Source organism: Actinomadura sp. NPDC048021 (assembly GCF_040653135.1).
Classification (GTDB): Bacteria; Actinomycetota; Actinomycetes; order Streptosporangiales; family Streptosporangiaceae; genus Spirillospora; species Spirillospora verrucosospora.
Map to the genome: position 1 here is coordinate 222,509 of NZ_JBEZJQ010000013.1, position 24,949 is coordinate 247,457.

Sequence of the window (24,949 nt, forward strand, 5' to 3'; positions counted from 1 at the left end):
TTCAGGAGGCCGGAAGCACCTGAACCCGAGACAGCCGGCCGCTCAGCTCCCCTGCGCCCGCGCCACCCGGTTGACGGCCGACAGCATCGCCTTGAGGGACGCGGTGACGATGTTGCCGTCGATGCCGACGCCCCACACCGTCGTGCCCTCGCCGTCGGCGAACCGCACGTCGCACTCGACGTAGGCGGCGGCGCGCGCGTCGCCGCCCGCGCTCATCGCGTGCTCGGCGTAGTCCAGCACCCGGACGTTGATCCCGACCGCGGTGAGCGCGTCCTCGAACGCCGAGACGGGGCCGTTGCCGACGCCCTCGATCTCGCGGATCTCGCCGTCCACGCGGACGTCGCAGCTGAGCGCGTCCTTCTCGTCCACCCGGGACGTCGTGCGGTGCGCCAGCAGCCCGGCGCGCGGGCCGTTGGCGAGGAACTCCGCCTCGAAGATCTCCCACATGCGCTCGGCCGTGACCTCGCCGCCCTCGCTGTCGGTGTGCTCCTGCACGACCCGGGAGAACTCGATCTGGAGCCGGCGCGGCAGCTCCAGCGCGTGCTCGGTCTTCATGATGTAGGCGACGCCGCCCTTGCCGGACTGGCTGTTCACCCGGATCACGGCCTCGTACGTCCGGCCGACGTCGTGCGGGTCGATCGGCAGGTACGGGACCTCCCACCCGTACTGCTCCACCGGCACGCCCGCGGCCTCGGCGTCGCGGCGCAGGTGCTCGAAGCCCTTGTTGATGGCGTCCTGGTGGGAGCCGGAGAACGCGGTGTAGACCAGGTCGCCGCCGTAGGGGTGCCGCTCGTGCACGGGCAGCTGGTTGCAGTACTCGACCGTGCGGCGGATCTCGTCGATGCCGGAGAAGTCGATCTGCGGGTCGACGCCCTGGGTGAACAGGTTCAGGCCGAGGGTGACCAGGCACACGTTGCCGGTGCGCTCGCCGTTGCCGAACAGGCAGCCCTCGATGCGGTCGGCGCCCGCCATGTAGCCGAGCTCGGCGGCGGCGACGGCCGTCCCGCGGTCGTTGTGGGGGTGCAGCGACAGGATGACGGAGTCGCGGTAGGCCAGGTTCCGGCTCATCCACTCGATCTGGTCGGCGTAGACGTTCGGGGTGGCCATCTCCACCGTCGCCGGCAGGTTCACGATGACCTTCCGGTCAGGCGTCGGCCGCCACACGTCGTTGACGGCGTTGCAGACCTCCACGGCGTACTCCAGCTCCGTGCCGGTGAACGACTCGGGCGAGTACTGGAAGTAGATCTCGGTGTCGCCCATGTCCTCGGCGAGCTTGGCGCACAGCTTCGCGCCCTCCACCGCGATCGCGGTGATGCCGTCCCTGTCCTGCCCGAACACCACGCGACGCTGGAGCGTGCTGGTCGAGTTGTAGAGGTGGACGATGGCCCGCCTGGCGCCGCGTACCGCCTCAAAGGTCCGCTCGATCAGTTCGGGGCGGGCCTGCGTCAGCACTTGGACGACGACGTCATCGGGGATCCGGTCCTCCTCGATGATCTGCCGGACGAAGTCGAAGTCGGTCTGGCTGGCCGCCGGGAACCCGACCTCGATCTCCTTGTAGCCCATCCGCACCAGCAGCTCGAACATCTTGAGCTTGCGGTGGGAGTCCATCGGGTCGATCAGCGCCTGGTTGCCGTCGCGCAGGTCGACCGCGCACCACCGGGGAGCCTCGGTGATCACCTGGTCCGGCCAGGTCCGGTCGGGCAGCCTGACGGGCGCGAACGGCTTGTAGCGCTGGAAGGGCATGCCGGAAGTCTGCTGTTGCGGATACATCCGTTGAGTTCTCTCTGCTCGAACCTCACGGCCGACGTCCACGGCGAAGCCCCGCAGCGAGGGAGCCGGCCTGGTTACGGGGCCCCGCTGCGGCCGCTAAGGAGGAGCAGCTCACGCAACACGTCCGCCAAGTTAACAGATGCCATCCGCGTTACGGAAACCGACGTCCGGATGCTGAGACGTCCTGCCCGGCCCGCGGTCCCGCCACGGTCCGGGGACGAGCACGGAGAGGCAGGTCACGCAGCCGTCGAGCGCCTCGAACTCGCTGATGTCGACGCTCGTGACGCGCAGCCCGTCGGCCGCCAGCCGGGCGGCCGTGCGCGGGGCGGACGCCGCCATGAGGACGTGGTCGGGCCCGAGCACCACCACGTGGGCGCCCTCCGGCTCAGGCGCGACCCGCAGGCACGGCAGCACCGCGGTGTCCACCATCTCCGGGACGCCGATGAGGCCGCCGTCCGGCAGCGCGGTCATCGCCGACTTCAGGTGCAGGCAGCCGCGGACGTCCACCGGGACGACCCTCCGGCCGCCCAGCAGGCGCGCCAGCTGGCAGATGCCCTCCTCGTTCGTCCGGTCGCCGCGTCCCACGTAGACGGTGCCGCCGACGGCCAGGACGTCCCCGCCGTCCAGCGTCGCCGGCTCCTCGATCCGCGCGACGCGCAGGCCGAGCCCGCGCGCGGCCCGTTCCGCGCCGGCGGCCTCGCCGCGGCGGCTCGGCGCCCCGGACCGGCAGACGACGGCCACGTCGCCGCACACGACCAGGGCGTCCTCGACGAACACGGCGTCGGGCAGGTCGTCGGCGGGTGCGACGGCGCGGACGCTCCATCCCGCCGCGCGCAGCGCCGCGACGTACGCCGCGTGCTGGCGCTCGGCGAGCTCCACGTCCACCGGGCGGCGGGCGGCATGGGTGACCAGGCCCTCGGCGAGACGCGGGCCCGGCGGCCGGACCAGCGCCCTGCCCGCGGATGCGGTACCGGCGGCGGCGTCCATGTCAGCGCGCCGCCCCCTCCGTCGTCACGATGACACCGAGCGCGTAGGCGCGGGACATGCCGAGCAGGTCGGCGATGCCGTGCAGGGCGAGCCGCTCCCCCTCGCCGAGCGGCCCGTCCGCCAGCCCGATCCGGACGGCCTGCGCGAGGAACCACTCCTTGGCCTCGACGGCGAGGTGCGCCCCGGCCCGGACGACCTCCTGCTCGAGGAACGTGCGGCGCAGCGCCAGATCGGTGTCCACGGCGTCCGCGCCGTAGTCGGGCTCGCCGTACCCGGTGACCGTCGCGACCGCGCGGGCGCGGGCCGCGGCGTCGGCCGGGTCGCCCGAGCGCAGCACCAGGGCCGCGGCGGCCCGCATCCCGGCGGCCAGGGCCTCGGCCATCTGCTGCGCGGTCGGCGCCCGCAGGGCCGACACGGGGAGGCGGGCGCGGCAGGTGCGGCACTCCACGGCCTGCCCGAGGCGCCACAGCGGCACCATCGGGACGAAGAAGACCGAGAACCAGCGGCGTCCGGCGCGCCTGCGGTAGGCGCGGTCGCCGCCGCACCGCGGGCAGTGGAACGTCCCCTCGCTGACCGTACGGAACACCGCCGTCAGGCCAAAAACGAGCAACACCGGCGCTCTCCTCCCATAACGGACTTCGCCCCAACCTACCGACCCGCGGGCGCCCCGGGTGGACCTCCCGGACAATGCCCGCCGTGCGTTTACGCTGGGTTCATGACCGGTGACCTGGGATCCGACGCGGGACGCGCGCGGTCGCGCCCGTCCTTCCTGCCGCCCGTCGACGGCTACCCGCCGCAGCACGACGGCCAGGCCGAGACCGTCCCCTCCCCGCCCGCCGCGTCCTCCCGGACCGGCGGCGCCGCCTGGGTCCTCGCCCTGATCGCCGCCGCGTCGCTCCTGCTGGTGTCGGCGTTCCTTCCGTGGGCGCGCGCCGAGGTCGTCGTCGACCTGTTCGGCCGCTCGCTGAGCCGCGACCTCGGCAGCGTCGCGGGCATCGACGCCGACGACATCGTCCTCGCCGTCCCGGTCCTCGCCGTGATCGCCATCGCGCTGGCCGCCTGGGACCTGATCGGGCGCGACGCCCGGATCGGCGCGCTCGCCGCGGTCCCCGGCATGCTCGCCCTGCTGGTGTGCGGGATCTTCGTGCTGCGGCTCGGCCACGTCCGCGACGACCTGCCCCGGACCGGCCTGGACCTCGGCTACCAGATCACCGTCCGGTTCGGCTGGTACCTCGCGGTCGTCGCGGCCCTGCTCGTGGTCGGCTTCAGCCTCGCCCGCCCGGTCAGCGACAAGGTCGCCAAGTCGCAGCGGCGCCCGGACGGGGACTACCCGCGGCACCCCTACACGGACCCGCAGTACACCGACCCGCAGTACACCGGCCAGCAGTACCCGGAGCAGGCCCCGACCGGCGAGTACGCCGCCTGGCCGTCGGAGGACCAGGCGTGGGGCCGCCAGGACCCCCCGCACGAGGACGCCCCGCCCCCGGAGGACGCCCCGAAGAAGGAGCCCGGTGGAAAGCCCCGGACCTCCGAGCAGGACCCGGAGGACGCCGGTCAGTCGTAGAAGCCGAGCCTGCGGAGCTGCTTGGGGTCGCGCTGCCAGTCCTTGAGGACGCTGACGCGCAGGTCGAGGAACACCTTCGTGCCGAGCAGCGCCTCGATCTGCCGGCGCGCCGCCGCGCCGACCTCCCGCAGCCGCGAGCCCTTGTGCCCGATGATGATCCCCTTCTGGCTGGACCGCTCGACGAACAGGTGCGCGTAGACGTCGACGAGGTCCTCGCGTCCCTCGCGGGGCGCCATCTCGTCCACGACGACGGCGATCGAGTGGGGCAGCTCGTCCCGGACGCCCTCCAGCGCCGCCTCGCGGATCAGCTCGCCGACGAGGACCTGCTCGGGCTCGTCGGTGAGATCGCCCTCGGGGTAGAGCGGCATCCCCTCCGGCAGATGGGAGATCAGCAGGTCGCCGACGAGGTCGACCTGGAAGCCGCTCTCGGCGGAACACGGCACGATGTCGGCGAACTCCCCGAGCCGCCCGACCGCGAGGAGCTGCTCGGCCACCTGCTCGGGCGCGGCGAGGTCGGTCTTGGTGACGATCGCGACCACGGGCGTCTTCTTCACCCCCGCCAGCTCCCTGGCGATGTACTTGTCGCCGGGCCCGACCGGCTGGTCGGCGGGCACGCAGAACCCGATCACGTCCACCTCGGTCAGCGTGGACCGCACGAGGCTGTCGAGCCGCTCCCCGAGAAGCGTCCGGGGCTTGTGCAGACCGGGGGTGTCGACCACCACGAGCTGCGCGTCGGGACGGTGCACGATCCCCCGGATGGCCCGCCGCGTCGTCTGCGGACGGCTGCTGGTGATCGCCACCTTCGTCCCCACCAGCGCGTTCATCAACGTCGACTTGCCCACATTGGGCCGCCCGATGAAGCAAGCGAAACCGCTGTTCATGGCCTTTCTCTCCTCCTTCGGGCCTTGCGGCCCTCCATCGTCGAGAAAAGCGAGCGATCGCCGGCATCGCTCCGTCTCGCTGTGCTCATTGCAGCGCCCTCCTCCTTCGGGCCTTGCGGCCCTCCATCGTCGAGCACCGCTGGCGATCGCTGGCATCGCTCCGACTCGCCTTGGCGGCTCGCTGCGCGATCAGATTCTCGCACCGCTCGAACCTGCCTTCGGACGCGATCGCAGCCATAAAGGTCGTTGGGGGTGGCGACAGTGGCCGGGGTCGGTGCATCCATCAGAACGGGTGCGCTTATGGCCTTTTCTCCTTGTTCGGGCCTTGCGACCCTCCATCGCCGGCATCGGCGACCTTGCCTTCCGCGGCCGTAGATGCGCCCGCCAGTTTAGTCGGGTTGGAGGGGGCGCGGTCATGCCGCGGTGCCCAGGGCGGTGAGGGAGGCGGTGGCCTTCTCTGCCCAGAAGGGGGCTTCGAGGCGGTTCGCGACCTCGACCGCCGTGCGGTAGTGGGCGGCGGCGGTCTCGGCGGGGCGGTCCAGGAAACGGGCGAGGTCGCCGAGGACCTGCGCGACCGGGCCGACCGTCGCGACGGCGGTGGCGCCGCCGGAGAAGTGGCCCTCGTAGGGCAGCAGCGCCGTGTAGGCCTCCTCGGCCAGGGGCCGGTCGTCCAGGGCGACGGCGCGCAGGCCGCGGACCGCCATGGTCAGGTCGAAGAAGTAGTCGAGCCGCACGGGCCCGGCGCCCGCCACCACCCGGCGGGCCTCGGCGGTGCGGCCCGCGGAGGCCAGGGTGAGCGCGTAGATGTCGGCGGTCGCGGCGACGTGCCTCCACTGCTCGTGCAGCCAGGCGGCCTCCTCCATCGCCTCCTCGGCCCGCCCCTGGACGAGCCGCAGGCAGAACGGGCCGAGGAGCGCCATGCCGCGCTCGCTGAACCAGATCCGGGTCCGGCCGATGGAGCCGCCGACCTCGGCGAACGCGCGTTCCGCCTCGTCCGGGCGGGCGGCGAAGGCGCGCACCAGGGCCGTGTACCAGTCCGCGATGCGGGCCAGCAGCGGCAGCCCGTACTGCTCGGCGAGCCGGCGCCCCTCCGCGCGGTGCCGGTGCGCGGCGGGCAGGTCGAGCGCGGCGACGCTCGTCTGCTGGAGTTGCAGGTGCGCGAGGACGCGGTAGGTGCCGAGGTCGTGCTCGACGGCGAGGTCGAGCAGTTCGGACGCGAACCGGCGCCGCTCGGTGAGCCCCTCCGCGCTCCGGTAGGCGTTGATGTAGGCGCCGTTGAGGGCGAGGGCGATCAGCTCGGGCGAGCCCAGCGCGCGGGCCAGGCGCAGCGCCGCGGCGGCGGCCGCGGCGCCCCGGTCGTGCTGCTCGCCCTCCGACTCGATCGCCAGCGTGGTCAGCAGCCTGACCCGCGACTCCGGCTCGGTCTCGGGGAGGCTCGCCAGCGCCTCGTCGGTGGCCTCCACGACGGTGAGGTCGAGGGTCCCGTACTCGCGGCTCGTCCACAGCGTGGGGACGTCGAAGGCGACGATGATCCGGGCGAGCAGGCGGACGTCGCCGAACGCGCGGGCGTCGGCGATGGCGGCGATGCGGCGCGCCCGGGCGTCGACGATCTGCCCGGCGAGGGCGCTCGCCCGGATCGCGGCGGCCTCCGCCTCCAGCCGGTCGCGGGTCGCCTCGGGGCCCTGCGCGCGGAGCGTCTCGACGGCGCGCCCCCACAGGTCGGCCGCGGCGCCGTGCGCGAACCGCGCCTCGGCGGCCGCGGCGGCGCGCCGCGCGTACCGGACGGCCTTGTCCGGGTCGGCGCCGGATTCGAGGTAGTGGTGCGCGAGCGCGGCGGCCTCTCCCGGGAGGTGGCGCTCCAGCGCGGCGGCGACGCGGCCGTGCACGCGGGTGAGGCGGGCCCTGGACACGCCCGCGTAGAGGGTGTCGCGGACGAGGGCGTGCGCGAACCGGATCCGGCCGGGCGCGGGCTCGGTGACCAGGCCCGCGGCCAGCCCGGCCTCCACGGCCTCGATCACCGTCTCCTCGTCCCCCGCCAGGTCGGTCAGGACGCGCAGGTCGGCGTCCCGGCCGATGACGGCGGCGTCGCGCAGCACGGTCTGGACCGGTCCCGGCAGCCGCGCGACACGGCGGCGCAGCACGTCGCCGACGCCGGCGGGGACCCGGCGGGTGGCGGCGGGCAGCCCCTCGGCGTCCAGGAGCCGGGCCGTCTCCCGGGTGAAGAACGGGTTGCCGCCCGTGCGCTCGGCGATCGCGGACAGCTCCGCGTCGTCCAGGCCGGTGGCGCAGGTGTCGCGGACGAGGGCCGCGACCTCCGCCGGCGACAGCCCGGCCAGCTCGATCCGCGCGGGCTCGTGCCGGGCGAGCGCGGCCAGCGCAGCGGCGAGGCCGTCCGGCACCTCGGTCTGGCGGAACGTGGCCAGCAGCAGGACGCGGCGGTCCCGCAGCCCCCCGGCGAGCCGGATCAGCAGGGCGAGGGTCTCCTCGTCGGCCCAGTGCAGGTCGTCCAGGACGAGCAGGAGCGGCGCCGTGTCCGCGAGCTCGGCGAGGTAGTCGCCGACGGCCAGGTGGAGCCGGAACCGCCCCGTGACGACGTCGGCGTCGCCGCGCCCGATGACGGAGTCGTCCAGGAGGGCCCCGAGCCGTCCGGCGAGGCCCTCGGCGGGCGGGGCGGCGGACGCCAGGTCGCGCAGCAGTTCGGCCCAGGGCCAGGCGGCGGGCGCACCGGCGGTCTCCGGCGCCGTCCCCCACGCGCACGTCCAGCCCCGGCCGGCCAGGTCGCGCGCGAGCCTCTCGGCGAGCGCGGTCTTGCCCATCCCAGCGTCGCCGCAGACGATGACGACGCCGCCGCGGCCCGCGGCGGCGTTCCCGGCGGCCTCCTCCAGCCGCGCCAGTTCCTGGACGCGGCCGACGAAGGCCGGGCCCTCGCCGGGACGGGGCGCGGGCGCGAGCCGCAGGGCGGGACGCGCCGGCGCCGGCCGCTCCGGCTCGCCCAGCGCGGGCTCCTGCGCCAGGATGTCGCTCTCCAGGCGGCGCAGCGCCGGGCCGGGATCGACGCCGAGCTGCTCGGTGAGGGCCGCGCGGGCGCGGCGCAGCGCGGCGAGGGCGTCGCCCTGGCGCCCGGCGCGGTAGAGGGCGAGGGACAGCAGCCGCCACGCCTCCTCGCGCAGCGGGTTGGCGGCGGCGTGGGTCTCCAGGTCGGGGACGGCCTCGGCGGCCGATCCGAGCCTCAGCATGGCCGCGGCGCGGTGCTCGACCGCCAGCCGGCGCCGCTCGTCCAGGCGGGCGGTCTCGGCCGCGGCCCACGGAAGGCCGCCGAACTCGGCGTAGGCGGGCCCGCGCCACTCGGCGAGCGCCGCCTCCGCGCGGCGGCGCGCCTCCCGCGGGTCGGCCGCCGCCAGCTCGGCGGCCTCGTCGATCAGCGCGTCGAACCGCCACGCGTCGACGGCGCCGTCCGGCAGCCGGAGCGCGTACCCCGGCGGCTCGGTGACCAGGATCCGCGCGGGCGTGCGGGGCGGGCGGTCCGGTTCGAGCGCGCGGCGCAGGTGGGACACGAAGGACTGGAGGCCGGCGGCGGCGCGCGGCGGGGGCGTGCCCGCCCACAGCTCGTCGACGAGCCGGTCGGCGGGCACCATGCGGCCCCGCGCGGCGACGAGGCGGGCGAGCACGGAGCGCTGCCGGTGACCGCCGAGGTCGGCGGCGGTTCCGGCCACCTCGGCCCCGAAGGCCCCGAGAACGCGTACGACTGGCGACATGTCCCGATCAGCCTAACCGGGACATGCCGCCCTTCTGTGGTGACTCCCCCGGCTACGCGCGGCTGGGCTCGGGGCGCCGCTCGGCGGGCCGCGCGGGCGCCGCGCCGCCGTGCAGGTCGATCGCCGGCAGCACGCGGGCGAGCGGCTTCGGCAGCCACCAGTTCGCCCGTCCGAGCAGCGACATCGTGGCCGGCACCAGCACGAGGCGCACGACCGTCGCGTCCAGCGCCACCGCGACCGCGAGCCCGACCCCCATCTGCTTGATCACCAGGCCGGGGTCGGCGGCGAAGCCGAGGAACACCGCCACCATGATCAGTGCCGCGCTGCTGATCACCCGGCCGGTCGCGGCGAGCCCGGTGGACACCGAGCCGCGCGCGTCGCCGTGCAGCAGCCATTCCTCCCGGACCCGCGAGAGCAGGAAGACCTCGTAGTCCATGGAGACGCCGAACAGGACGGCGAACATCAGCAGCAGGATGAACGACGACACCGGGACGCTGTGCGGCAGGCCGAGCAGTTCCGCGCCCCACCCCCACTGGAACACGGCCGTGAGCACCCCGTACGCGGCGCCGATCGACAGCAGGTTCATCGCCGCGGCCTTCAGCGGCGCCAGCAGCGACCGGAACACGATCATCAGCATCACGAACGACGTCGCGACCACCACGCCGATCACCGGCCACAGCCGGTCCGACAGCACCCGGGACAGGTCCACGTAGATGGCGGTCAGCCCGGTGACCTCGGTGTCGGGCGGCAGCACGTCGGCCCGGATCCGGTCGACGAGACCGGTCACCCGCGCGTCCTGCGGCCCGTAGTCCGGCGTCACCATGATCACCGCGGCGTCGCCGCGCGGGGAGGCCTGCGGCGGCGCCACGGACGCGACGCCCTCGGTGGCCTCCAGCCGGTCCCGCAGCCCCGGCAGGGACGCCTCGTCGGTCCGGGTGAGGTCGACGGCGACGACGAGCGGCCCGTTGGCGCCCGCGCCGAAGCCCTCGGCGACCAGGTCGTAGGCCTGGCGGACGGTGTTGGACGTGGGCTCGCTGCTGGCGTCGCTCGGCCACGTCCGCATGCCGAGCGCCGGGGCGGCGAGCGTGAGCATCAGCACGCCGGCGGCGAGCAGCCACGGCCAGGGGTGCCGGCCGACGTGCACGGCCCACCGCCGCACCCGCGGCGACTCCACGGCGATCGCCGCGCCGGCGGCGCGGTCGCGGCGGCGCAGCACCCGGCGGCCGGCGAGGCCCAGTACGGCCGGCAGCAGCGTGACCGCGCTCAGCACGGTCGCCGCGACGACGATCCCGGTGGTGAACCCCATCGTCATGAACACCGGGATCCGCGACAGCACCAGCCCGCACAGCGCCAGGAGCACCGTGAACCCCGCGAAGATCACCGACAGGCCCGCGGTCGCGATGGCGCGTCCCACCGCCTCCGGGACGTCGAGGCCCTCCGCGAGCCCCTCCCGGTGGCGGGTCAGGACGAACAGCGCGTAGTCGATGCCGACCCCGAGACCGACCATGGTGGCGAGCGTCGGCGCGGTGGTCGCGACGTCGGTGAACGCGGCGACCAGCGTGATTCCGGACACGCCGACGCCGAGACCGGCCAGCGCGACGGCGAGCGGCAGCCCGGCCGCCACCACGGACCCGAACGCCAGCAGCAGGATGACCAGGGCCGCCACGATCCCGATCGCCTCGGCGACGCCGCCGGGCGCGGTCACGTTCTCGGGGACCTGGCCGCCGAACTCCACCTGGTAGCCGGCGGCGTCCAGGCTCCGCGTCGCCGACCGCAGCAGGTCGAGGGTCTCCTTGGGCCCGAGGTCGGTGACCGGCACCGAGTACCGGACCGTCATCAGCGCGGTCGCGCCTCCCTTGCCGATCTGCGCCGGGTCGACGCCGCTGACGTGCGGCAGCCCGCGCAGCTCCGTCGCCGCCGCCGCCAGCTTCGCCTGGTCGACCCGGCCCGTCTCCGCGTGCACCACGACCCGCGCGTCGGCCCCCGCCAGCGCGGGGAACCGCTCCTTCAGCAGGTCGGTGGCCTGCTGCGAGCCCGTCCCGGTCAGCGTGTAGTTGTCGTGCAGGGCGCCCCCGGCGACACCGGACAGTCCGGCCATCGCGGCGACGAGCACCAGCCAGACGACGATGAACCGCCAGGGCCGCAGAGCGGCGGCCCTTCCCAGGCGGTAGAGCAGACGGGACATCACTTCTCCCCCAGAACGGCGTTGTTCGACGCTCCCCAGGCTCGCGTGCGCCCCTTGCCGTCCACTTGGCGCCGACTTGCGGTCCGCCGATCCGGCCGGGCGGACCGCCGAGCCGCCCGTCCCGCCCGCCCGCGTTGCCCGTACGCTGGGGGGCGTGAGCGAGCTGAACGCCGAGGACGCGAAGATCATCACCCTGGCCCGGTCGGCGCGGGCCCGCACGGGCGCCGCCGAGGGCGCCGCCGTGCGCGACGAGACGGGCCGCACCTACTCCGCCACGAGCGTGGACCTGCCGTCCCTGAAGCTCTCGGCGCTCAAGGTCGCCGTCGCGATGGCCGTATCCAGCGGCGCCGAGGACCTGGAGGCCGCCGCCGTCGTCACCGCCGCCGAGGCCGCCGACCCCGCCGACGTCGCCGCCGTCAGGGACCTCGGCCCCAAGGCCCCGGTCCTGCTCGCCGCCCCCGACGGCAGCGTCCGCGACATCGTCCGCGGCTGAACCGGCCCGCGGCCGGGACCGTCAGCGGGAGTGGTCCGAGGCCTCCCGGCTCCTGGCGTCCGCCGGCGGGGCGCCGAGCCGCCGCACCAGGACGGTCCCGACCCGGTTGCGGCGCCCGGCGATCGTCTCGGCCTTGAGGGACAGCACGGGGCCGGGCTCGCCGGTGGAGGCCTCGTTCGTGGCGACCTCGGCGGTGGACCCCTCGATCGGGACGCGGCCGAGCGCGTGCGCGAGCAGGCCGCCGACCGTCTCGACGTCCTCGGCGTCGATCTCCACGTCGAACAGCTCGGCGAGGTCCTCCACGGGCAGGCGGGCGGTGACGCGGGCCGCGTCGTCGGAGAGCCAGGTCACCGGCGGGGTCTCCACGTCGTACTCGTCGGTGATCTCACCGACGATCTCCTCCAGGATGTCCTCGATGGTGACCAGGCCCGCGGTGCCGCCGTACTCGTCGATGACGATCGCCACGTGGATCTGCCGGGCCTGCATCTCGCGCAGCAGCTCGTCGATCGGCTTGCTGTCGGGGACGTAGGTGGCGGGCCGCATGACCGAGTCGACCGTCTCGACCGACTCGCCCTCCCGGTGCTCCTGGCTGCGCCGGACAATGTCCTTGAGGTAGGCGATGCCGACGACGTCGTCCTCGTTCTCGCCGACTACGGGGATGCGGGAGAAGCCGCTGCGCAGCGCCAGCGACAACGCCTGCCGCAGGGTCTTCGTGCGCTCGACGAACACGATGTCGGTGCGCGGCACCATCACCTCGCGGACGAGGGTGTCGCCCAGCTCGAACACCGAGTGGATCATCTCCCGCTCGACCGGCTCGATCAGGCTGCGCTGCTCGGCGAGGTCGACCAGGTCGCGCAGCTCCGCCTCGGAGGCGAACGGGCCCTCCCGGAACCCCTTGCCGGGCGTGAGGGCGTTGCCGAGCAGGATCAGCAGCCGGGGCAGCGGCCCGAACACCCGGGTCACCGGGTGGATCACGGCGGCGCCCGCCAGCGCGATCCGGTCGGCGTGCTGGATGCCGAGGGTGCGCGGCCCCACCCCGATCACCACGTAGCTGACGACGATCATCACGGCGGCGGCGGTGACGTAGGCGCGCCACGTCTCGTCCAGCCAGGAGATGCACAGATTCGCGACGATCACGGTGGCGACCAGCTCGCAGCCGATCCGCAGCAGCAGGACCATGTTGACGTAGCGGGCCGGGTCGGCGACGACCTCCGCCAGCCGCCTGGCGCCGCGCCGCCCCTCCCGGAGCGCCTCCTCGACCGTGACGCGCGAGACCCGGGCGAGCGCCGTCTCGGTGCCGGCCAGCAGGCCCGCCAAGAACACCAGGCCCACCGCCAGGGCGGACAGCCACGCCTGCGCGGTGCTCATCAACCGCCGCGTTTCTCCCGCCAGGAGGTGAGGAGCTCGGCCTGAAGGCCGAACATCTCCCGGTGCTCCTCCGGCTCGGCGTGGTCGTAGCCCAGAAGGTGCAGGATGCCGTGCGTGCACAGCAGCTCCAGCTCCTCCGCGGTGCTGTGCCCGGCCTCCCTCGCCTGCTTCTCGGCGACGGCGGGGCACAGCACGACGTCGCCGAGCAGCCCCGGGTCGGCCTCGCCGTCCTCGTCGGCGCCGCCGGACATGTGCCCGGGTCGCAGCTCGTCCATGGGGAACGACAGGACGTCGGTCGGGCCCGGCTCGTCCATCCACTTCACGTGCAGCTCGGTCATCGCGTCCTCGTCGACCAGCAGCACCGACAGCTCGGCCAGCGGGTGGACGCGCATCCCGTCCAGGACGTGCCGGCACAGGTCGGCGATGGCCTTCTCGTCGACCTCGGCGTCCGACTCGTTCAGCACCTCGATGCTCACTGCCGCCCCCGCTTGCGGGGGCCGCCGCGCGCCGCGCCCTGCTTGATCTGCGGGACCTGCTTCTCGTCAAACCGGTTGTAGGCGTCGACGATCTCGGTGACGAGCTTGTGGCGCACGACGTCGCGGCTGTCCAGCCGGGAGAAGTGGATGTCCTGGACGCCGTCCAGGATCTCCTGGACGACGCGCAGCCCGCTCAGCTGCCCGTTCGGCAGGTCGACCTGGGTGACGTCGCCGGTCACCACGACCTTCGACCCGAACCCGAGCCGGGTGAGGAACATCTTCATCTGCTCGGGCGAGGTGTTCTGCGCCTCGTCCAGGATGATGAACGAGTCGTTGAGGGTGCGGCCGCGCATGTACGCCAGGGGGGCGACCTCGATGGTGCCCGCGGCCATCAGGCGCGGGATCGAGTCGGGGTCGACCATGTCGTGGAGCGCGTCGTACAGGGGGCGCAGGTACGGGTCGATCTTCTCGTAGAGCGTTCCCGGCAGGAAGCCGAGCCGCTCGCCCGCCTCGACGGCGGGCCGCGTCAGGATGATCCGGTTGACCTGCTTGTCCTGCAGGGCGCGGACGGCCTTGGCCATGGCGAGGTACGTCTTGCCGGTGCCGGCCGGGCCGATGCCGAAGACGATCGTGTGCTTGTCGATCGCGTCGACGTACCGCCGCTGGTTCAGCGTCTTCGGGCGGATGGTCCGGCCCCGGCTGGACAGCACGTCCAGGGTGAGGACCTCCGCGGGACGCGCGCCGCTCTCGCCGCGCAGCATCGCCAGGCTGCGCTCGACGGCGTCCGGGGTGAGCTGGGTGCCGCCCTTCAGCAGTTCGAGCATCTCGGTGAACAGCCGCGAGACGAGGTCGGTCTCGTCCTCCGGGCCGGTCACGGTGATCTCGTTGCCGCGGACGTGGATGTCGATGCCGGCGCCGAACGCGTGCTCGATCGCGTGGAGCAACTCATCCCGGGAGCCCAGCAGGCTCACCATCGAGTGGTCGTCCGGCACCACGATCTTGATCTGCGAGCGCGAGCCTGTCCGGTCGTCGCGCCCCGTGCGGGTTGCCCTCGCGTGAGTTGATTCGACCATCAGCCGGGCCTTGCGGCCTATCGGACCTGCCTTCTGTCTGCTCCGGGTGTCCTGGTGTACCGGTTCCATCGTACTGGCGACCCCCGACACACCGCCGCAGCATTTTTCCGCGCGCGGCGGGCGGCTCAGCCGGGCGGCCAGTTCAGGCCACGTCCGCCCAGCACGTGGGCGTGCACGTGGAACACCGTCTGGCCCGCCTGGGAGCCGGTGTTGAACACGATCCGGTAGCCGGTCTCGGCGACGCCCTCGTCGGCGGCGACCTCGTGGGCCTCGCGCACCATCTCGGCGAGCAGCTCGGCGTCCGAGGCGGCCAGCTCACCGACCGTCGGGTGGTGGTCCCGCGGGATGACCAGCACGTGCGTCGGCGCCTGGGGGTTGATGTCGCGGAACGCCACCGTCCCCGCCGACTCGCGGACGATCGTGGCGGGCACGTCCCCAGAAACGATCTTGCAGAACAGGCAGTCGGTCATCTGTCTCCCCTCGCGGCGGTCCGCGACCGCCCGGAAATCCTATCGGGACCGGCGCGGGCACGGATCGCGGCCGTCCCGGCCGGACAGGATTCCCGTCGATCGAATCGCCGTAGCGGTCGGCATTTCGACCGGCCACTGGCTAAGGTTGTCAGCTCAGGCGTAACCCCCCGGTTCGCAAGGCGTTGCGGCACATCTCGCCCCCGGCGGGAACGCCCGGATCACGTCGGTTCGGACGCGCCCGTCCGAATGGACGGCGGGGGGCCGGCAAAGGCGGCGGATAGGTGACCGAGGCAAACCAGGACATGCCCTTTCGTAAACCGAGCGACGAGGGTGCGCGTCCCACTGACGTGACCGAGACCCTCGTGGCCAGGGGCACGGCGGGCGCGGTGGCCGTCGCCTGGGACGCCGATCAGGCGGTGACCGCCCTCTACAGCGCCAACTACCGTTCGCTGGTGCGCCTGGCGGCCATGCTCGTCCGGGACGCAGGGACGGCCGAGGAGGTCGTGCAGGACGCGTTCGTCGCGATGCACGGCGGCTGGCGCCGGCTGCGCGACCCGGACAAGGCCCTGTCGTACCTGCGCCAGTCGGTGGTCAACCGGTCGCGATCGGTGCTCCGGCACCGCGCCGTCGTCGAGAAGTACGCCCCCAAGGGCCTGCCCGACGCGCCGAGCGCGGAAGCCGGCGCCATCGGAGAGCTGGAGCGCTCGGCGGTGATCGACGCGCTCTCCCGGCTCCCCGCCCGCCAGCGGGAGGCGCTCGTCCTTCGCTACTACGCCGATCTGTCCGAAGCGGAGATCGCCAACGCGATGGGCATCTCCCGCGGCGCCGTGAAGAGTCATACGGCGCGCGGCATGACCGCGCTACGCAACGTCCTGGAGCAGTTCTCATGACCACCGACCCCCACGACGAGCACGGCGAGATCCTCCGCCGCGCCCTGCACGCGGAGGCGGACTCGGTCAATCCCGCGGGCGACGGCCTGGAGCGCATCCAGGCCCGTATCGCCGACGGCCGGCGCCGCCGGACCGGCCTCGGACGGTTCGGCCCGGCGCGCTTCGGGTTCGACCGGTTCACCGTGAACTGGGCGCGCCCCCTCCTCGCCGTGGCCGCGGCCGTGCTGATCGCCGCGCTGGGCGTGACGGCGCCGCAGACGATCGACATGATCCAGCAGTCGGTCGGCAGCAACAGCCCGTCCGGCGACGGGGGCGACGACACCGCCGGGGACCGCACCGGCCCGGGGATCGACCCCGAGTTCCCCGTCCCGTCCTCGCCGGGCGCCAGCACGTCGGGAGAGCCGAGCACCCCGCAGACGCCGAGCACCAGTTCCTCGCCGGGGCTGTCGTCGTGCCGCATCCCCTCGCCGGGCGCCTCGGCCGGCTCGACCGCCACGCCGACGCAGGCGACCACGCCGTGCCCGAGCGAGACCCCGACGCAGGCGCCCCCCACGACGCCGGCCCCGCCCACGTCCACGACGCCCCCGCCGCCGAGCAAGCCCACCGAGCAGCCGACGCCGTCCGAGACGAGCGAGCCCGCGGTGACGACCGAGCAGAACCCCGCCACCACCCCGTGACGGCGCCCGCCGGCGCTACCAGCGGCCGGTGGCGGCCAGCAGCACGCTGGCCGCCGCGACTCCCGCGGTCGAGGTGCGCAGGACGGTCGGGCCGAGCCGAGCCGGACGCCCGCCCGCCGCGGCGAAGCGCTCCAGCTCGTCCTCGCTGATCCCGCCCTCGGGGCCGACCACGAGGACGATGTCGCCCCGCTCGGGCGGCTCCACGGCGCTCAGCGGCGCCGCGGCCTCCTCGTGCAGGACCAGGGCGAGGGACGCGCCGGCGATCCGCTCGGCGACGTCCTCGGTGGACTCCAGCTCCGCCACCTCGGGCAGGCGGCCGCGCCGCGCCTGCTTGCCGGCCTCGCGGGCGGTCGCGCGCCAGCGTCCGAGGGCCTTGTCGCGCCGCTCCGGGCGCCAGCGGGTGACGCACCGGGACGCCGACCACGGGACGATCTCGTCGACGCCGACCTCGGTCATGGTCTCGACCGCGAGCTCGCCCCGGTCGCCCTTCGGGAGGGCCTGGACGACCACGAGGCGGGGCGCGGGCGGGGGCTCCCGGTGCCGGGCCAGCACGTCCAGCGTGAGGGACGCCCGGTCGGCCGCGGTGACGACGCATTCGGCCAGCAGGCCCTCGCCGTCGGTCAGGTCGACCCGCTCCCCCGGCCGCAGCCGCCGCACGGCCGCCGCGTGCCGGCCCTCGGGCCCGTCGAGCAGGACGCGGTCGCGTTCCAGCTCGGCGGTTCCGGCGAGAAAGACCGGCGGGCTCATCCGAGCCGTCCGGGAGAACCGGGGCTCCGGCGGGCGTCGCTCATCGCTGCCACCCTGCTCCTCAATCGCCGCGGCGGCCTTCCTCGTAGGCCGCCGCCACCGCGCTTCAGTGCTGGTTGAAGACGTCCTTGAGACGGGAGAACACGCCGCGCTGCCCGGGGGCGAACCTGCCGGGCGGGCGCTCCTCGCCGCGCAGCACCGCGAGCCGCCGCAGCAGCTCCTCCTGCTCCTCGTCGAGCCTGTTCGGCGTCTCCACGTTGACGTGGATCATCAGATCGCCGCGGCCGCTCTCGTTGAGGTGCCGGACGCCACGGTTGTAGAGCGTGATGACCTGGCCCGACTGCGTTCCGGGCTTGATGTCGACGCTCTCGGCGGCGTCCAGCGTCTCGATCGTGACGCTGGTCCCGAGCGCCGCCGCCGTCATCGGGATCTCGACCGTGCAGTGCAGGTCGTCGCCCTCCCGCTCGTAGATCGGGTGCGGCTTCTCCACGATCTCCAGGAACAGGTCGCCGGGCGGGCCGCCGCCCGGGCCGATCTCGCCCTCGCCGGCGAGCTGGATGTGGATGCCGTTCTCCACGCCGGCCGGGATCTTGACCTTGACGGTGCGCCGGGTGCGGACCCGGCCGTCGCCGGAGCACTCGGTGCACGGGTTGCGGATCACCGAGCCGAAGCCGCCGCACGCCGGGCACGGCCGGGCCGTCATGACCTGGCCGAGGAACGAGCGCTGGACCTGCTGCACCTCGCCGCGGCCGTGGCACGTCTCGCACGTCTCCGGGTGGGTGCCGGGCGCGCAGCCCGACCCCTCGCAGGTCGTGCAGGCGACCGCCGTGTCGATGGACAGCTCGCGGGTGGTGCCGAACGCGGTCTCGGCGAGGTCGAGCTCGACCCGCAGCGTCGCGTTGCGGCCGCGCCGCGCGCGCGACCGCGGGCCCCGCGAGGTCGCGGTGCCGAAGAAGGCGTCCATGATGTCGCTGAACGGGAACCCGGCGCCGCCGAACCCGCCGGCCCCGGCCCCGCCCGCGGACGCGAACGGGTCCGCGCCGAGGTCGTACATCTCGCGCTTCTTGGGGTCGGAGAGCACCTCGTAGGCCTGGGTGATCTCCTTGAACCGCTCCTGGGTCTCCGGATCCGGGTTGACGTCCGGGTGGAGTTCCCGCGCGAGCCGGCGGTAGGCCTTCTTGACCTCGTCGGCGCTGGCGTCCCGCCGGACGCCCAGGGTCGCGTAGTAGTCGTTCGCCACTTACGACCCCGCCAGGATCTGTCCCACGTAGCGTGCCACTGCCCGTACCGCTCCCATCGTGCTGGGGTAATCCATGCGTGTCGGCCCGAGCACTCCCAGCCGGGCCAGAGTGAGGTCGCCCACCCCGTAGTCGGCGGCGACGACCGAGGTCGACTTGAGCCCCAGGTCGGGGTTCTCGGTGCCGATCCGCACCGTAACTGTAGAGGAGTCGCCGGTCTCGCCGAGCAGCCGCATGAGGACCACCTGCTCCTCCAGCGCCACCAGCACCTCCCGCAGGCTCTGCGAGAAGTCCACGGCGGCGAGGTTGGCCGCCCCGGCGAAAACGATCTTCTCCTCGTGCTTCTCGACGAGCGTCTCCAGCAGGACCGACAGGACCGCCGCCGCCACCGGCCGCTCGTCCGGGCCCACCTTGTCGGGCAGGTCCGCCACGGCCGCCGGGACCTCGCCGAAGCCGAGCCCGTCCAGGCACGTGTTGAGCAACGCCCGCAGGTGGCCGATCGATTCCTCGGAGATCTGCCCGGTCTCGATGACCCGCTGCTCGACCCGGCCGGTGTTGGTGATCAGGACGAGCAGCAGCCGCCCCTCCGCCACCGGGACCAGCTCCACGTGCCGGACCGCCGAGCGGGTCAGCGACGGGTACTGCACCACCGCGACCTGCCGGGTCAGCTGCGCGAGCAGCCGCACCGTCCGGCCGACGACGTCGTCGAGGTCGTAGGCCCCCGACAGGAACGTCTCGATCGCGCGGCGCTCGGCGACCGACAGCGGCTTGATCGTGGACAGCCGGTCGACGAACAGCCGGTAGCCCTTGTCGGTGGGGACGCGCCCGGCGCTGGTGTGGGGCTGGGCGATGTAGCCCTGCTCCTCCAGCACCGCCATGTCGTTGCGGATGGTCGCGGGCGACACCCCGAGGTTGTGCCGGTCGGCCAGCGCCTTGGATCCCACCGGCTCGTTGGTGGAGACGTAGTCCTCGACGATGGCGCGCAGGACCGCTAGTTTCCGGTCGTCCAGCACGATGTCACCTCCTTCGTCCGGCCGGTCCGTGCCACTGGCACTCCTTGCTTTCGAGTGCCAAGTCTACGGCCCGGACGGCTCGACTGGAGCGCCCCCGCACTCTCCGCATGGCTGCGTGATCCTATCCGGCCCGGAAACCGCCGCCACGCCGAAGAACGCGGGGCGGCGCCGCACGGGCGTCCCGCCCGGTTAATGTGCGGATCTGTGCGGAGTAAGAACTACGGAAACGACGTGCTGGGCGGCGACTGGCGGCGGCCCCGCAAAGGCCAGATCCCGGAGGTCCCCGCCGAGCCCGGCCTGGTCGCCGAGGATCCCGACAGCGGATTCTGCGGCGCCGTGGTCGGCTGCGACAAGTTCGGCGTCACCCTGGAGGACCGGTTCGGCAAGCGCCGGGTCTTCCCGCTGACCAGGTCCGGGTTCCTCATCGACGGGAAACCGGTCACCCTCGTCCGGCCCTCCGCCGCGCCCGCGGGCCCGGCGCGGTCGGCCTCCGGGTCGATCGCCGTCCGGGGCCTGCGGGCGCAGGTCGCCAAGGAGAGCCGCATCTACGTGGAGGGCCTCCACGACGCCGAGCTGGTCGAGAAGATCTGGGGCCACGACCTGCGCGTCGAGGGCGTCGTCGTCGAGTACCTCGAAGGCGTGGACGACCTGCCCGCCATCGTCGAGGAGTTCGCCCCCGAGGAGGGACGGCGCCTCGGCGTCCTGGTCGACCACCTCGTGGACGGGTCCAAGGAGTCGCGGATCGCCGCCCGGGTCACCTCGCCGCACGTCCTCGTGACCGGCCACCCCTTCATCGACATCTGGGAGGCCGTCAAGCCCGCGTCCGTCGGCATCCGCGCCTGGCCCCGCATCCCCCGCGGCGTCCCCTGGAAGGAGGGCGTGATCGCCGAACTCGGCTGGGGCGACGACACGGGCGCCGCCTGGAAACGCATCCTCGGCTCCGTGAACGCCTACACCGACCTGGAGCCCGCCCTCCTCGGCCGCGTGGAGGAACTCATCGACTTCGTGACCGCCTAGCCCAGGGCCCCTGGAGGAGGTCAGGTGAGGGCCCGGACCACGGCGTCGGCCAGAAGGCGGCCCTTGAGGGTGAGGACGGCTCGGCCCTGCTCGTAGGGGGCGGGCTCGACCAGGCCGTCGGCTATCGCTCTGCGGGCGGCGCCGTCGTCCAGGAGGTGGGCGGGGCAGCCCTGGGCGAGGCGCAGTTCGAGCATGACGCGTTCGATGTGCCGGTCCTCGTCGGTGAGGATCTCCCTGGCGTGGGCGGGCGTGGTGCCCTCGGCGAGGCGGGCGGCGTAGGCGGCGGGGTGCTTGACGTTCCACCAGCGGGTGCCGCCGACGTGGCTGTGGGCGCCCGGGCCGACGCCCCACCAGTCGGCGCCCGTCCAGTAGAGCATGTTGTGCCGGCATGCGGCGCGCGGGTCGGCGGCCCAGTTGGAGATCTCGTACCAGTGCAGGCCGTTGCCGCTGAGCAGCTCGTCGGCGATCAGGTAGCGGTCGGCCATGGCGTCGTCGTCGGGGGCGGTCAGTTCGCCGCGCCGCACCTGCGCCGCCAGGCGGGTGCCCTCCTCGACGATGAGCGCGTAGGCGGACACGTGGTCGGGCTCCGCCGCCAGGGCCGCCTCCAGGGAGCCCCTCCAGTCGTCGTCGGTCTCCCCTGGCGTCCCGTAGATGAGGTCGAGGTTGATGTGCTCGAAACCCGCCTTGCGCGTCCACTCGACGACCTGCGGGACGCGTCCGGGCGTGTGCGCGCGTTCCAGGACGGCCAGGACGTGCTCGCGCGCGCTCTGCATGCCGTAGGAGACGCGCGTGAAGCCGGCTTCGCGGAGTCCGGCGACGTACGCCTCGTCCACCGACTCCGGATTGGCCTCGGTGGTGACCTCCGCGCCCGGGGCGAGCCCGAACTCGGCGTCGATGGCGGAAAGGACGCGGCCCAGGTCGTCCGGCGGGAGAAGGGTCGGCGTGCCGCCGCCCACGAAGACGGTCTCCACGGGAAGGTCCACGTCGCCGAGCACTCGCCGGGCCATGCGGACCTCGCGGATCGCGGTGTCGGCGTAGGAGTCGCGGCTCGCCCCTGGGCCGAGCTCCGTCGCCGTGTAGGTGTTGAAGTCGCAGTACCCGCACCGGGTCACGCAGAAGGGCACGTGCACGTAGAAGGCGAACGGGCGCTTTCCGAGGCCGTCCAGGGCAGCGCCGGGCAGCGCACCGTCGGCCGGCACGGGATCTCCGTCAGGGAGCGTCGAGGGCACCTGTCCAGTCTGCCCCGCTCCGCCGCCTGCTTCGACCGGGCGGTCAGGCGTCCCCGAGCTTGTCGCGGAGCCAGTCGGGGACGTGCTCGGCCGCGCGGGGGAAGCGGTCGAGGTCCTGGACGTACGCGGACGGGGCCAGCGGCGGGGTGAAGTCGGGCTCGCCGTCGTAGTCGAACTCGGCGCTGAAGTGGCCGGAGCGCTCGACCTGGAGGCGCGCGGTGAACCAGGCGCCCTTGTCGGCCCGGTACATGACGCGGCGCAGCTCGTCCATCTTCCCGACGGCCTGGCCCGGGGGCAGGGCCGTGCGGCGCCCGCCGCCCGGGCCCTCGACCTCGAAGGAGGCGCTGTCGATGCCGACCGTCGCGCGGAACTCGAAGTCGAGCCGCTGCCAGCCCGCGGGGGCGGCCGAACGCAGCGCGCGCACGGCGCCGTTCACCGTCTCCCGCTCCTTCTCGGAACGCAGAACCTGGTCGGGGTGGGTCACGCTGCCTCCGCGAGGTCGGCCGGGTTCGGTTGATCAAGGCGCCGTACCCGTCCGACCGTACCGCCATCGGCGCCCATGCCAAGCAGCCGCCGCCGTGTCGCGGCCGACCGGCGCGACTTGCGTCGCCGACCGCCTGAGGAGCCGCAACGAATACGGATAAGGTCGTCGGGATGCGAAATGAGGGTGCGACCGGCCGGGGACGCGTTCCCGCCCGGGTGCTGCTGCGCGGCGAGCCGGACGGCTGGCACTGGGTGCTGGTGGACGACGCGGGCGCCGAGCGGCGCTCGGACTTCGCCGGCGCGGGGACGCGCTGGTCCCCGCGCGGCCGCTCCGACCCGGAACCGGCGTGGTGGCGCCGCCGGCTCGCCGAGACGGCCGACGGCCTGCGGGAGGCGGTCGCCGAGCGGCTGACCGACGCGACGTTCCGCGAGTTCGGCGCCGAGGCCGCGGTGACCTGGTTCGCGGTGGCCGAGCCCGTCGAGTGGGAGGGCATCGTCACCCTCCGGGAGGCCGATCCGGCGCGGTTCCCCGGCCGCGTGCCGCCGTTCGTGGTCACGCTGGAGCCGGGGCGCGGGGCGCTGCTGCCGGACGCGAGCCTGCTGTTCTCCACCCGCGCCGCGGACGCCTGGACGACCCTCGCCGCGATCGCCGAGCGGTGCGGCACCCTCCCGCCGAAGTCGTCGTTCCTGTGCGGGTGGGCCGGGCACCGCAGCGTCCGGGTGGGGCGCGGGACGCTGGCGCTGTCCACCGGGCGGGGCGACGACGGCGTCGAGCGGCTCGCGCAGATCTGCGGGACGCGGACGTCCGGCTGGAGCGGCAACCCCGAGATGCGGTTCCGGCTCGACGGCGTCGACCTGCTCGACGAGCCCGCCGGCGACGTCGTCGCGCTGCTGCGGGAGCTCGGCCACGAGATCGCCCGGCGCGGCCGCTCGGTCCACCTGGCGGCCTGCGGGCTCACCCTCCACGCGCCCGACGGGGCGGACGAGGCGGAGCGGTTCACCGGCGTGTCCCTGGGGGTGCCCGCGGGGCTGTCGCCGCTGTGGGCCGGTTCCTGACCCGCGCGACTCGCCGGCGCACACGGAGCCGTCACCCACGGGGGACCTCGCCGTCACCCGAACGCAACCGCGGCCGCCTAGGTTCCCCGATCATGAGAAGCCGCGCGCGCCATGCAGTGCTCGCCGTGACCGGCGCAGCCCTCGCCGGCGCTCCCCTCGCCCTCACCGCCCCCGCCCACGCCGCCGGACCGCCCGGCACGATCAACGTCCACCGCGGCGGCCCCGCCCGGTCGCTGCCGTTCACCGCCCGCCGGGACGGGGAGGCGGTGATCTCCTTCACCGCGTCCGCCCCCGGCGTCTCCTGGGCTCACCGGGGCGCCGAGTCGGCCGTCGTGTCGATCGCCGTCGACGGGCGCCATGTGACCGACCTCGTCGTCCCCTCGTCCGACCCGGTCCCCCGCAGCCTCGGGCTCGGGCACGTCGGGAAGGGGCGCCACAAGGTGACACTGCGGTTCGCCAAGGGCAGCGCGCCCGCCGCACGGCGCGTCACCCTCCGGCGGCCCGCGGTCGGCATGCCGGAGGCGGAGGCGCTCGCCCTGCGCCACGCGCCCGTCGTCGTCGGGCGGACCGGCTGGCCGTTCGGCGACCCCTACCAGAACGCGACCACCGACACCCCCCTTCTCGCGTGGCACGAGACCCGTCCCGCCGCCGTCCCCGGCCACAAGATCATCGAGTACTCGGTGGTGTGGAGCAACGAGGACGGCGGCACCGACACGCCCGCGCTGATGGCCCGCTGGGGCCGGACGACCGACATCGAGTGGATCTACCGGGTCGAGGTCGACGCGTCCGGCCGGCGCGTGGACGGCACCGCCGTCTACCAGGCGCCGATGCACCTGACCCTGAAGTTCACGGGCCGCTACGAAGGCGACCATCCCGTCCTGCAGACCTGCACCCAGAACAACAACATGTGCGACGTGATCTCGCCGGACCCGCCGCTGCGCTTCCTGCTCGACGCCGGCGGCACGCGCCCGGACGGCCGGGCCCGCGAGGCCGTCATGGACCGCGAGCCGTGGACCTACCGGATCGCCGCGCAGGAGATGGTCCGCGAGAAGAAGATCGAGAACCCGTCCGATCCGGCGACGCGCGAGGTCGGCGACCAGCGGACGTACCTGTTCGTGGAGTTCGCCAAGACGACGGGCGCCGCGACCGGGTCGGGGTCGGTCCCGGGCGTCGCGCTCGGGGTGCGCCTGAAGGCCGACCCGTCCCGGCTCTACCGCTCCGACCACGACGAGCCGACCTGGTCGATCGACCGTGACGGCGCCGTCGCCACCACCGTCGAGCTGCCGGAGGGGACCGCGGTCTCCGGCCTCGCGAGCATCGAGGCCCTCCGCCGTCCCACCGGAACCGGGGACAACGGCGCGCCGGCCACCGTGACGTCCATCAACCGCGGGTTCTTCCTGGACGGCTCGTTCCTGCCGCAGCCCTCGTCGGTCGCGTGGAAGGGCTCGGTCACGCTCACGCAGGCGGCCCCGTCCGCCGTCCTCTGGCGTCCCTGACACCGCACCGGGCGTCCCCGGACGTCCCCCGGGCGGGCCCGTGGCACGAATCGGCCACGGCCCGCCCGTTCGCGGGAACCT

The 24,949-nt window shown here is 74.0% G+C and carries 22 protein-coding genes; 7 read left to right on the plus strand and 15 right to left on the minus strand.

What is annotated here, in order from left to right; translation table 11 throughout:
• Positions 1 to 42: 42 nt before the first annotated feature.
• The 3 genes from leuA to AB0C87_RS23115 form a co-directional block, all read right to left on the minus strand.
• Entirely contained in the window at positions 43 to 1,770 is a 1,728-nt protein-coding gene (gene leuA, locus AB0C87_RS23105) for a 2-isopropylmalate synthase (RefSeq protein WP_360579417.1), read from the minus strand.
• A gap of 132 nt (positions 1,771 to 1,902) precedes the next feature.
• On the minus strand, positions 1,903 to 2,757 hold the full coding sequence (gene ddaH, locus AB0C87_RS23110) for a dimethylargininase (RefSeq protein WP_360579419.1): 855 nt from the start codon (positions 2,755 to 2,757) through the stop codon (positions 1,903 to 1,905).
• A 1-nt stretch (position 2,758) separates the two neighbouring features.
• On the minus strand, positions 2,759 to 3,370 hold the full coding sequence (locus tag AB0C87_RS23115) for a hypothetical protein (RefSeq protein WP_360579421.1): 612 nt from the start codon (positions 3,368 to 3,370) through the stop codon (positions 2,759 to 2,761).
• A 102-nt stretch (positions 3,371 to 3,472) separates the two neighbouring features.
• Here AB0C87_RS23115 and AB0C87_RS23120 point away from each other — a divergent pair, with 102 nt between their 5' ends.
• On the plus strand, positions 3,473 to 4,321 hold the full coding sequence (locus tag AB0C87_RS23120) for a hypothetical protein (protein WP_345174430.1): 849 nt from the start codon (positions 3,473 to 3,475) through the stop codon (positions 4,319 to 4,321).
• Here the strand turns inward: AB0C87_RS23120 and era are convergent.
• The 3 genes from era to AB0C87_RS23135 form a co-directional block, all read right to left on the minus strand.
• On the minus strand, positions 4,312 to 5,202 hold the full coding sequence (era, locus tag AB0C87_RS23125; RefSeq protein ID WP_345174428.1) for a GTPase Era: 891 nt from the start codon (positions 5,200 to 5,202) through the stop codon (positions 4,312 to 4,314). The genes AB0C87_RS23120 and era overlap by 10 nt on opposite strands.
• A gap of 413 nt (positions 5,203 to 5,615) precedes the next feature.
• Positions 5,616 to 8,957: a BTAD domain-containing putative transcriptional regulator gene (locus AB0C87_RS23130; RefSeq protein ID WP_360579424.1), complete on the minus strand. Its 3,342-nt coding sequence runs from the start codon at positions 8,955 to 8,957 to the stop codon at positions 5,616 to 5,618.
• A gap of 52 nt (positions 8,958 to 9,009) precedes the next feature.
• Positions 9,010 to 11,142, minus strand: coding sequence for an MMPL family transporter (locus tag AB0C87_RS23135; protein ID WP_353832591.1), 2,133 nt, complete (start codon positions 11,140 to 11,142; stop codon positions 9,010 to 9,012).
• A 154-nt stretch (positions 11,143 to 11,296) separates the two neighbouring features.
• Here AB0C87_RS23135 and AB0C87_RS23140 point away from each other — a divergent pair, with 154 nt between their 5' ends.
• Positions 11,297 to 11,635, plus strand: a complete 339-nt coding sequence (locus AB0C87_RS23140) for a cytidine deaminase (RefSeq protein ID WP_345174421.1) — start codon at positions 11,297 to 11,299, stop codon at positions 11,633 to 11,635.
• Between the two features lie 21 nt (positions 11,636 to 11,656).
• On the opposite strand, the gene AB0C87_RS23145 is transcribed toward AB0C87_RS23140, so the two are convergent.
• The 4 genes from AB0C87_RS23145 to AB0C87_RS23160 form a co-directional block, all read right to left on the minus strand.
• Positions 11,657 to 13,003 carry a hemolysin family protein gene (locus AB0C87_RS23145; protein WP_360579427.1) on the minus strand — a complete coding sequence of 449 codons (1,347 nt, stop codon included), beginning with the start codon at positions 13,001 to 13,003 and terminating at the stop codon, positions 11,657 to 11,659.
• Positions 13,003 to 13,479 (minus strand): rRNA maturation RNase YbeY, encoded by a 477-nt coding sequence (gene ybeY, locus AB0C87_RS23150; RefSeq protein WP_345174417.1) that lies wholly within the window; start codon positions 13,477 to 13,479, stop codon positions 13,003 to 13,005. The genes AB0C87_RS23145 and ybeY overlap by 1 nt, the downstream gene beginning before the upstream one ends.
• Entirely contained in the window at positions 13,476 to 14,552 is a 1,077-nt protein-coding gene (locus AB0C87_RS23155; RefSeq protein ID WP_345174415.1) for a PhoH family protein, read from the minus strand. Before AB0C87_RS23155 ends, ybeY begins: the two co-directional genes overlap by 4 nt.
• A 125-nt stretch (positions 14,553 to 14,677) precedes the next feature.
• The gene (locus AB0C87_RS23160) at positions 14,678 to 15,022 is read right to left on the minus strand and encodes a histidine triad nucleotide-binding protein (RefSeq protein ID WP_345174413.1); all 345 of its coding nucleotides are present in this window, start codon (positions 15,020 to 15,022) and stop codon (positions 14,678 to 14,680) included.
• 347 nt (positions 15,023 to 15,369) lie between these two features.
• On the opposite strand from AB0C87_RS23160, the gene AB0C87_RS23165 reads away from it, so the two are divergent.
• Together AB0C87_RS23165 and AB0C87_RS23170 are read left to right on the plus strand one after the other, a co-directional pair.
• Positions 15,370 to 15,912 carry a SigE family RNA polymerase sigma factor gene (locus AB0C87_RS23165; RefSeq protein WP_021597207.1) on the plus strand — a complete coding sequence of 181 codons (543 nt, stop codon included), beginning with the start codon at positions 15,370 to 15,372 and terminating at the stop codon, positions 15,910 to 15,912.
• On the plus strand, positions 15,909 to 16,589 hold the full coding sequence (locus AB0C87_RS23170; RefSeq protein ID WP_360579428.1) for a hypothetical protein: 681 nt from the start codon (positions 15,909 to 15,911) through the stop codon (positions 16,587 to 16,589). The genes AB0C87_RS23165 and AB0C87_RS23170 overlap by 4 nt, the downstream gene beginning before the upstream one ends.
• 15 nt (positions 16,590 to 16,604) lie before the next feature.
• Here AB0C87_RS23170 and AB0C87_RS23175 read toward each other — a convergent pair whose 3' ends face one another.
• The 3 genes from AB0C87_RS23175 to hrcA all read right to left on the minus strand — a co-directional run bounded on the left by AB0C87_RS23175 (position 16,605) and on the right by hrcA (position 19,587).
• A complete protein-coding gene (locus AB0C87_RS23175; RefSeq protein WP_360579430.1) occupies positions 16,605 to 17,336 on the minus strand; it encodes a 16S rRNA (uracil(1498)-N(3))-methyltransferase in 732 nt (243 codons plus the stop codon).
• A 106-nt stretch (positions 17,337 to 17,442) separates the two neighbouring features.
• Positions 17,443 to 18,576, minus strand: coding sequence for a molecular chaperone DnaJ (dnaJ, locus tag AB0C87_RS23180; protein ID WP_353832588.1), 1,134 nt, complete (start codon positions 18,574 to 18,576; stop codon positions 17,443 to 17,445).
• Positions 18,577 to 19,587 carry a heat-inducible transcriptional repressor HrcA gene (gene hrcA / locus AB0C87_RS23185; RefSeq protein WP_345174401.1) on the minus strand — a complete coding sequence of 337 codons (1,011 nt, stop codon included), beginning with the start codon at positions 19,585 to 19,587 and terminating at the stop codon, positions 18,577 to 18,579. It lies immediately after the preceding gene.
• Positions 19,588 to 19,791: 204 nt separating this feature from the next.
• On the opposite strand from hrcA, the gene AB0C87_RS23190 reads away from it, so the two are divergent.
• A complete protein-coding gene (locus tag AB0C87_RS23190; protein WP_360579432.1) occupies positions 19,792 to 20,604 on the plus strand; it encodes a DUF3097 domain-containing protein in 813 nt (270 codons plus the stop codon).
• Between the two features lie 20 nt (positions 20,605 to 20,624).
• Here AB0C87_RS23190 and hemW read toward each other — a convergent pair whose 3' ends face one another.
• Positions 20,625 to 21,833: a radical SAM family heme chaperone HemW gene (gene hemW, locus AB0C87_RS23195; protein ID WP_353832586.1), complete on the minus strand. Its 1,209-nt coding sequence runs from the start codon at positions 21,831 to 21,833 to the stop codon at positions 20,625 to 20,627.
• A 43-nt stretch (positions 21,834 to 21,876) separates the two neighbouring features.
• Positions 21,877 to 22,317 (minus strand): hypothetical protein, encoded by a 441-nt coding sequence (locus AB0C87_RS23200; RefSeq protein WP_353832585.1) that lies wholly within the window; start codon positions 22,315 to 22,317, stop codon positions 21,877 to 21,879.
• Between the two features lie 170 nt (positions 22,318 to 22,487).
• Between AB0C87_RS23200 and AB0C87_RS23205 the strand changes: the two genes are divergently transcribed.
• Together AB0C87_RS23205 and AB0C87_RS23210 are read left to right on the plus strand one after the other, a co-directional pair.
• Positions 22,488 to 23,372, plus strand: a complete 885-nt coding sequence (locus AB0C87_RS23205) for a hypothetical protein (protein ID WP_345174392.1) — start codon at positions 22,488 to 22,490, stop codon at positions 23,370 to 23,372.
• Between the two features lie 92 nt (positions 23,373 to 23,464).
• Entirely contained in the window at positions 23,465 to 24,868 is a 1,404-nt protein-coding gene (locus AB0C87_RS23210) for a hypothetical protein (protein WP_360579434.1), read from the plus strand.
• Positions 24,869 to 24,949 lie beyond the last annotated feature (81 nt).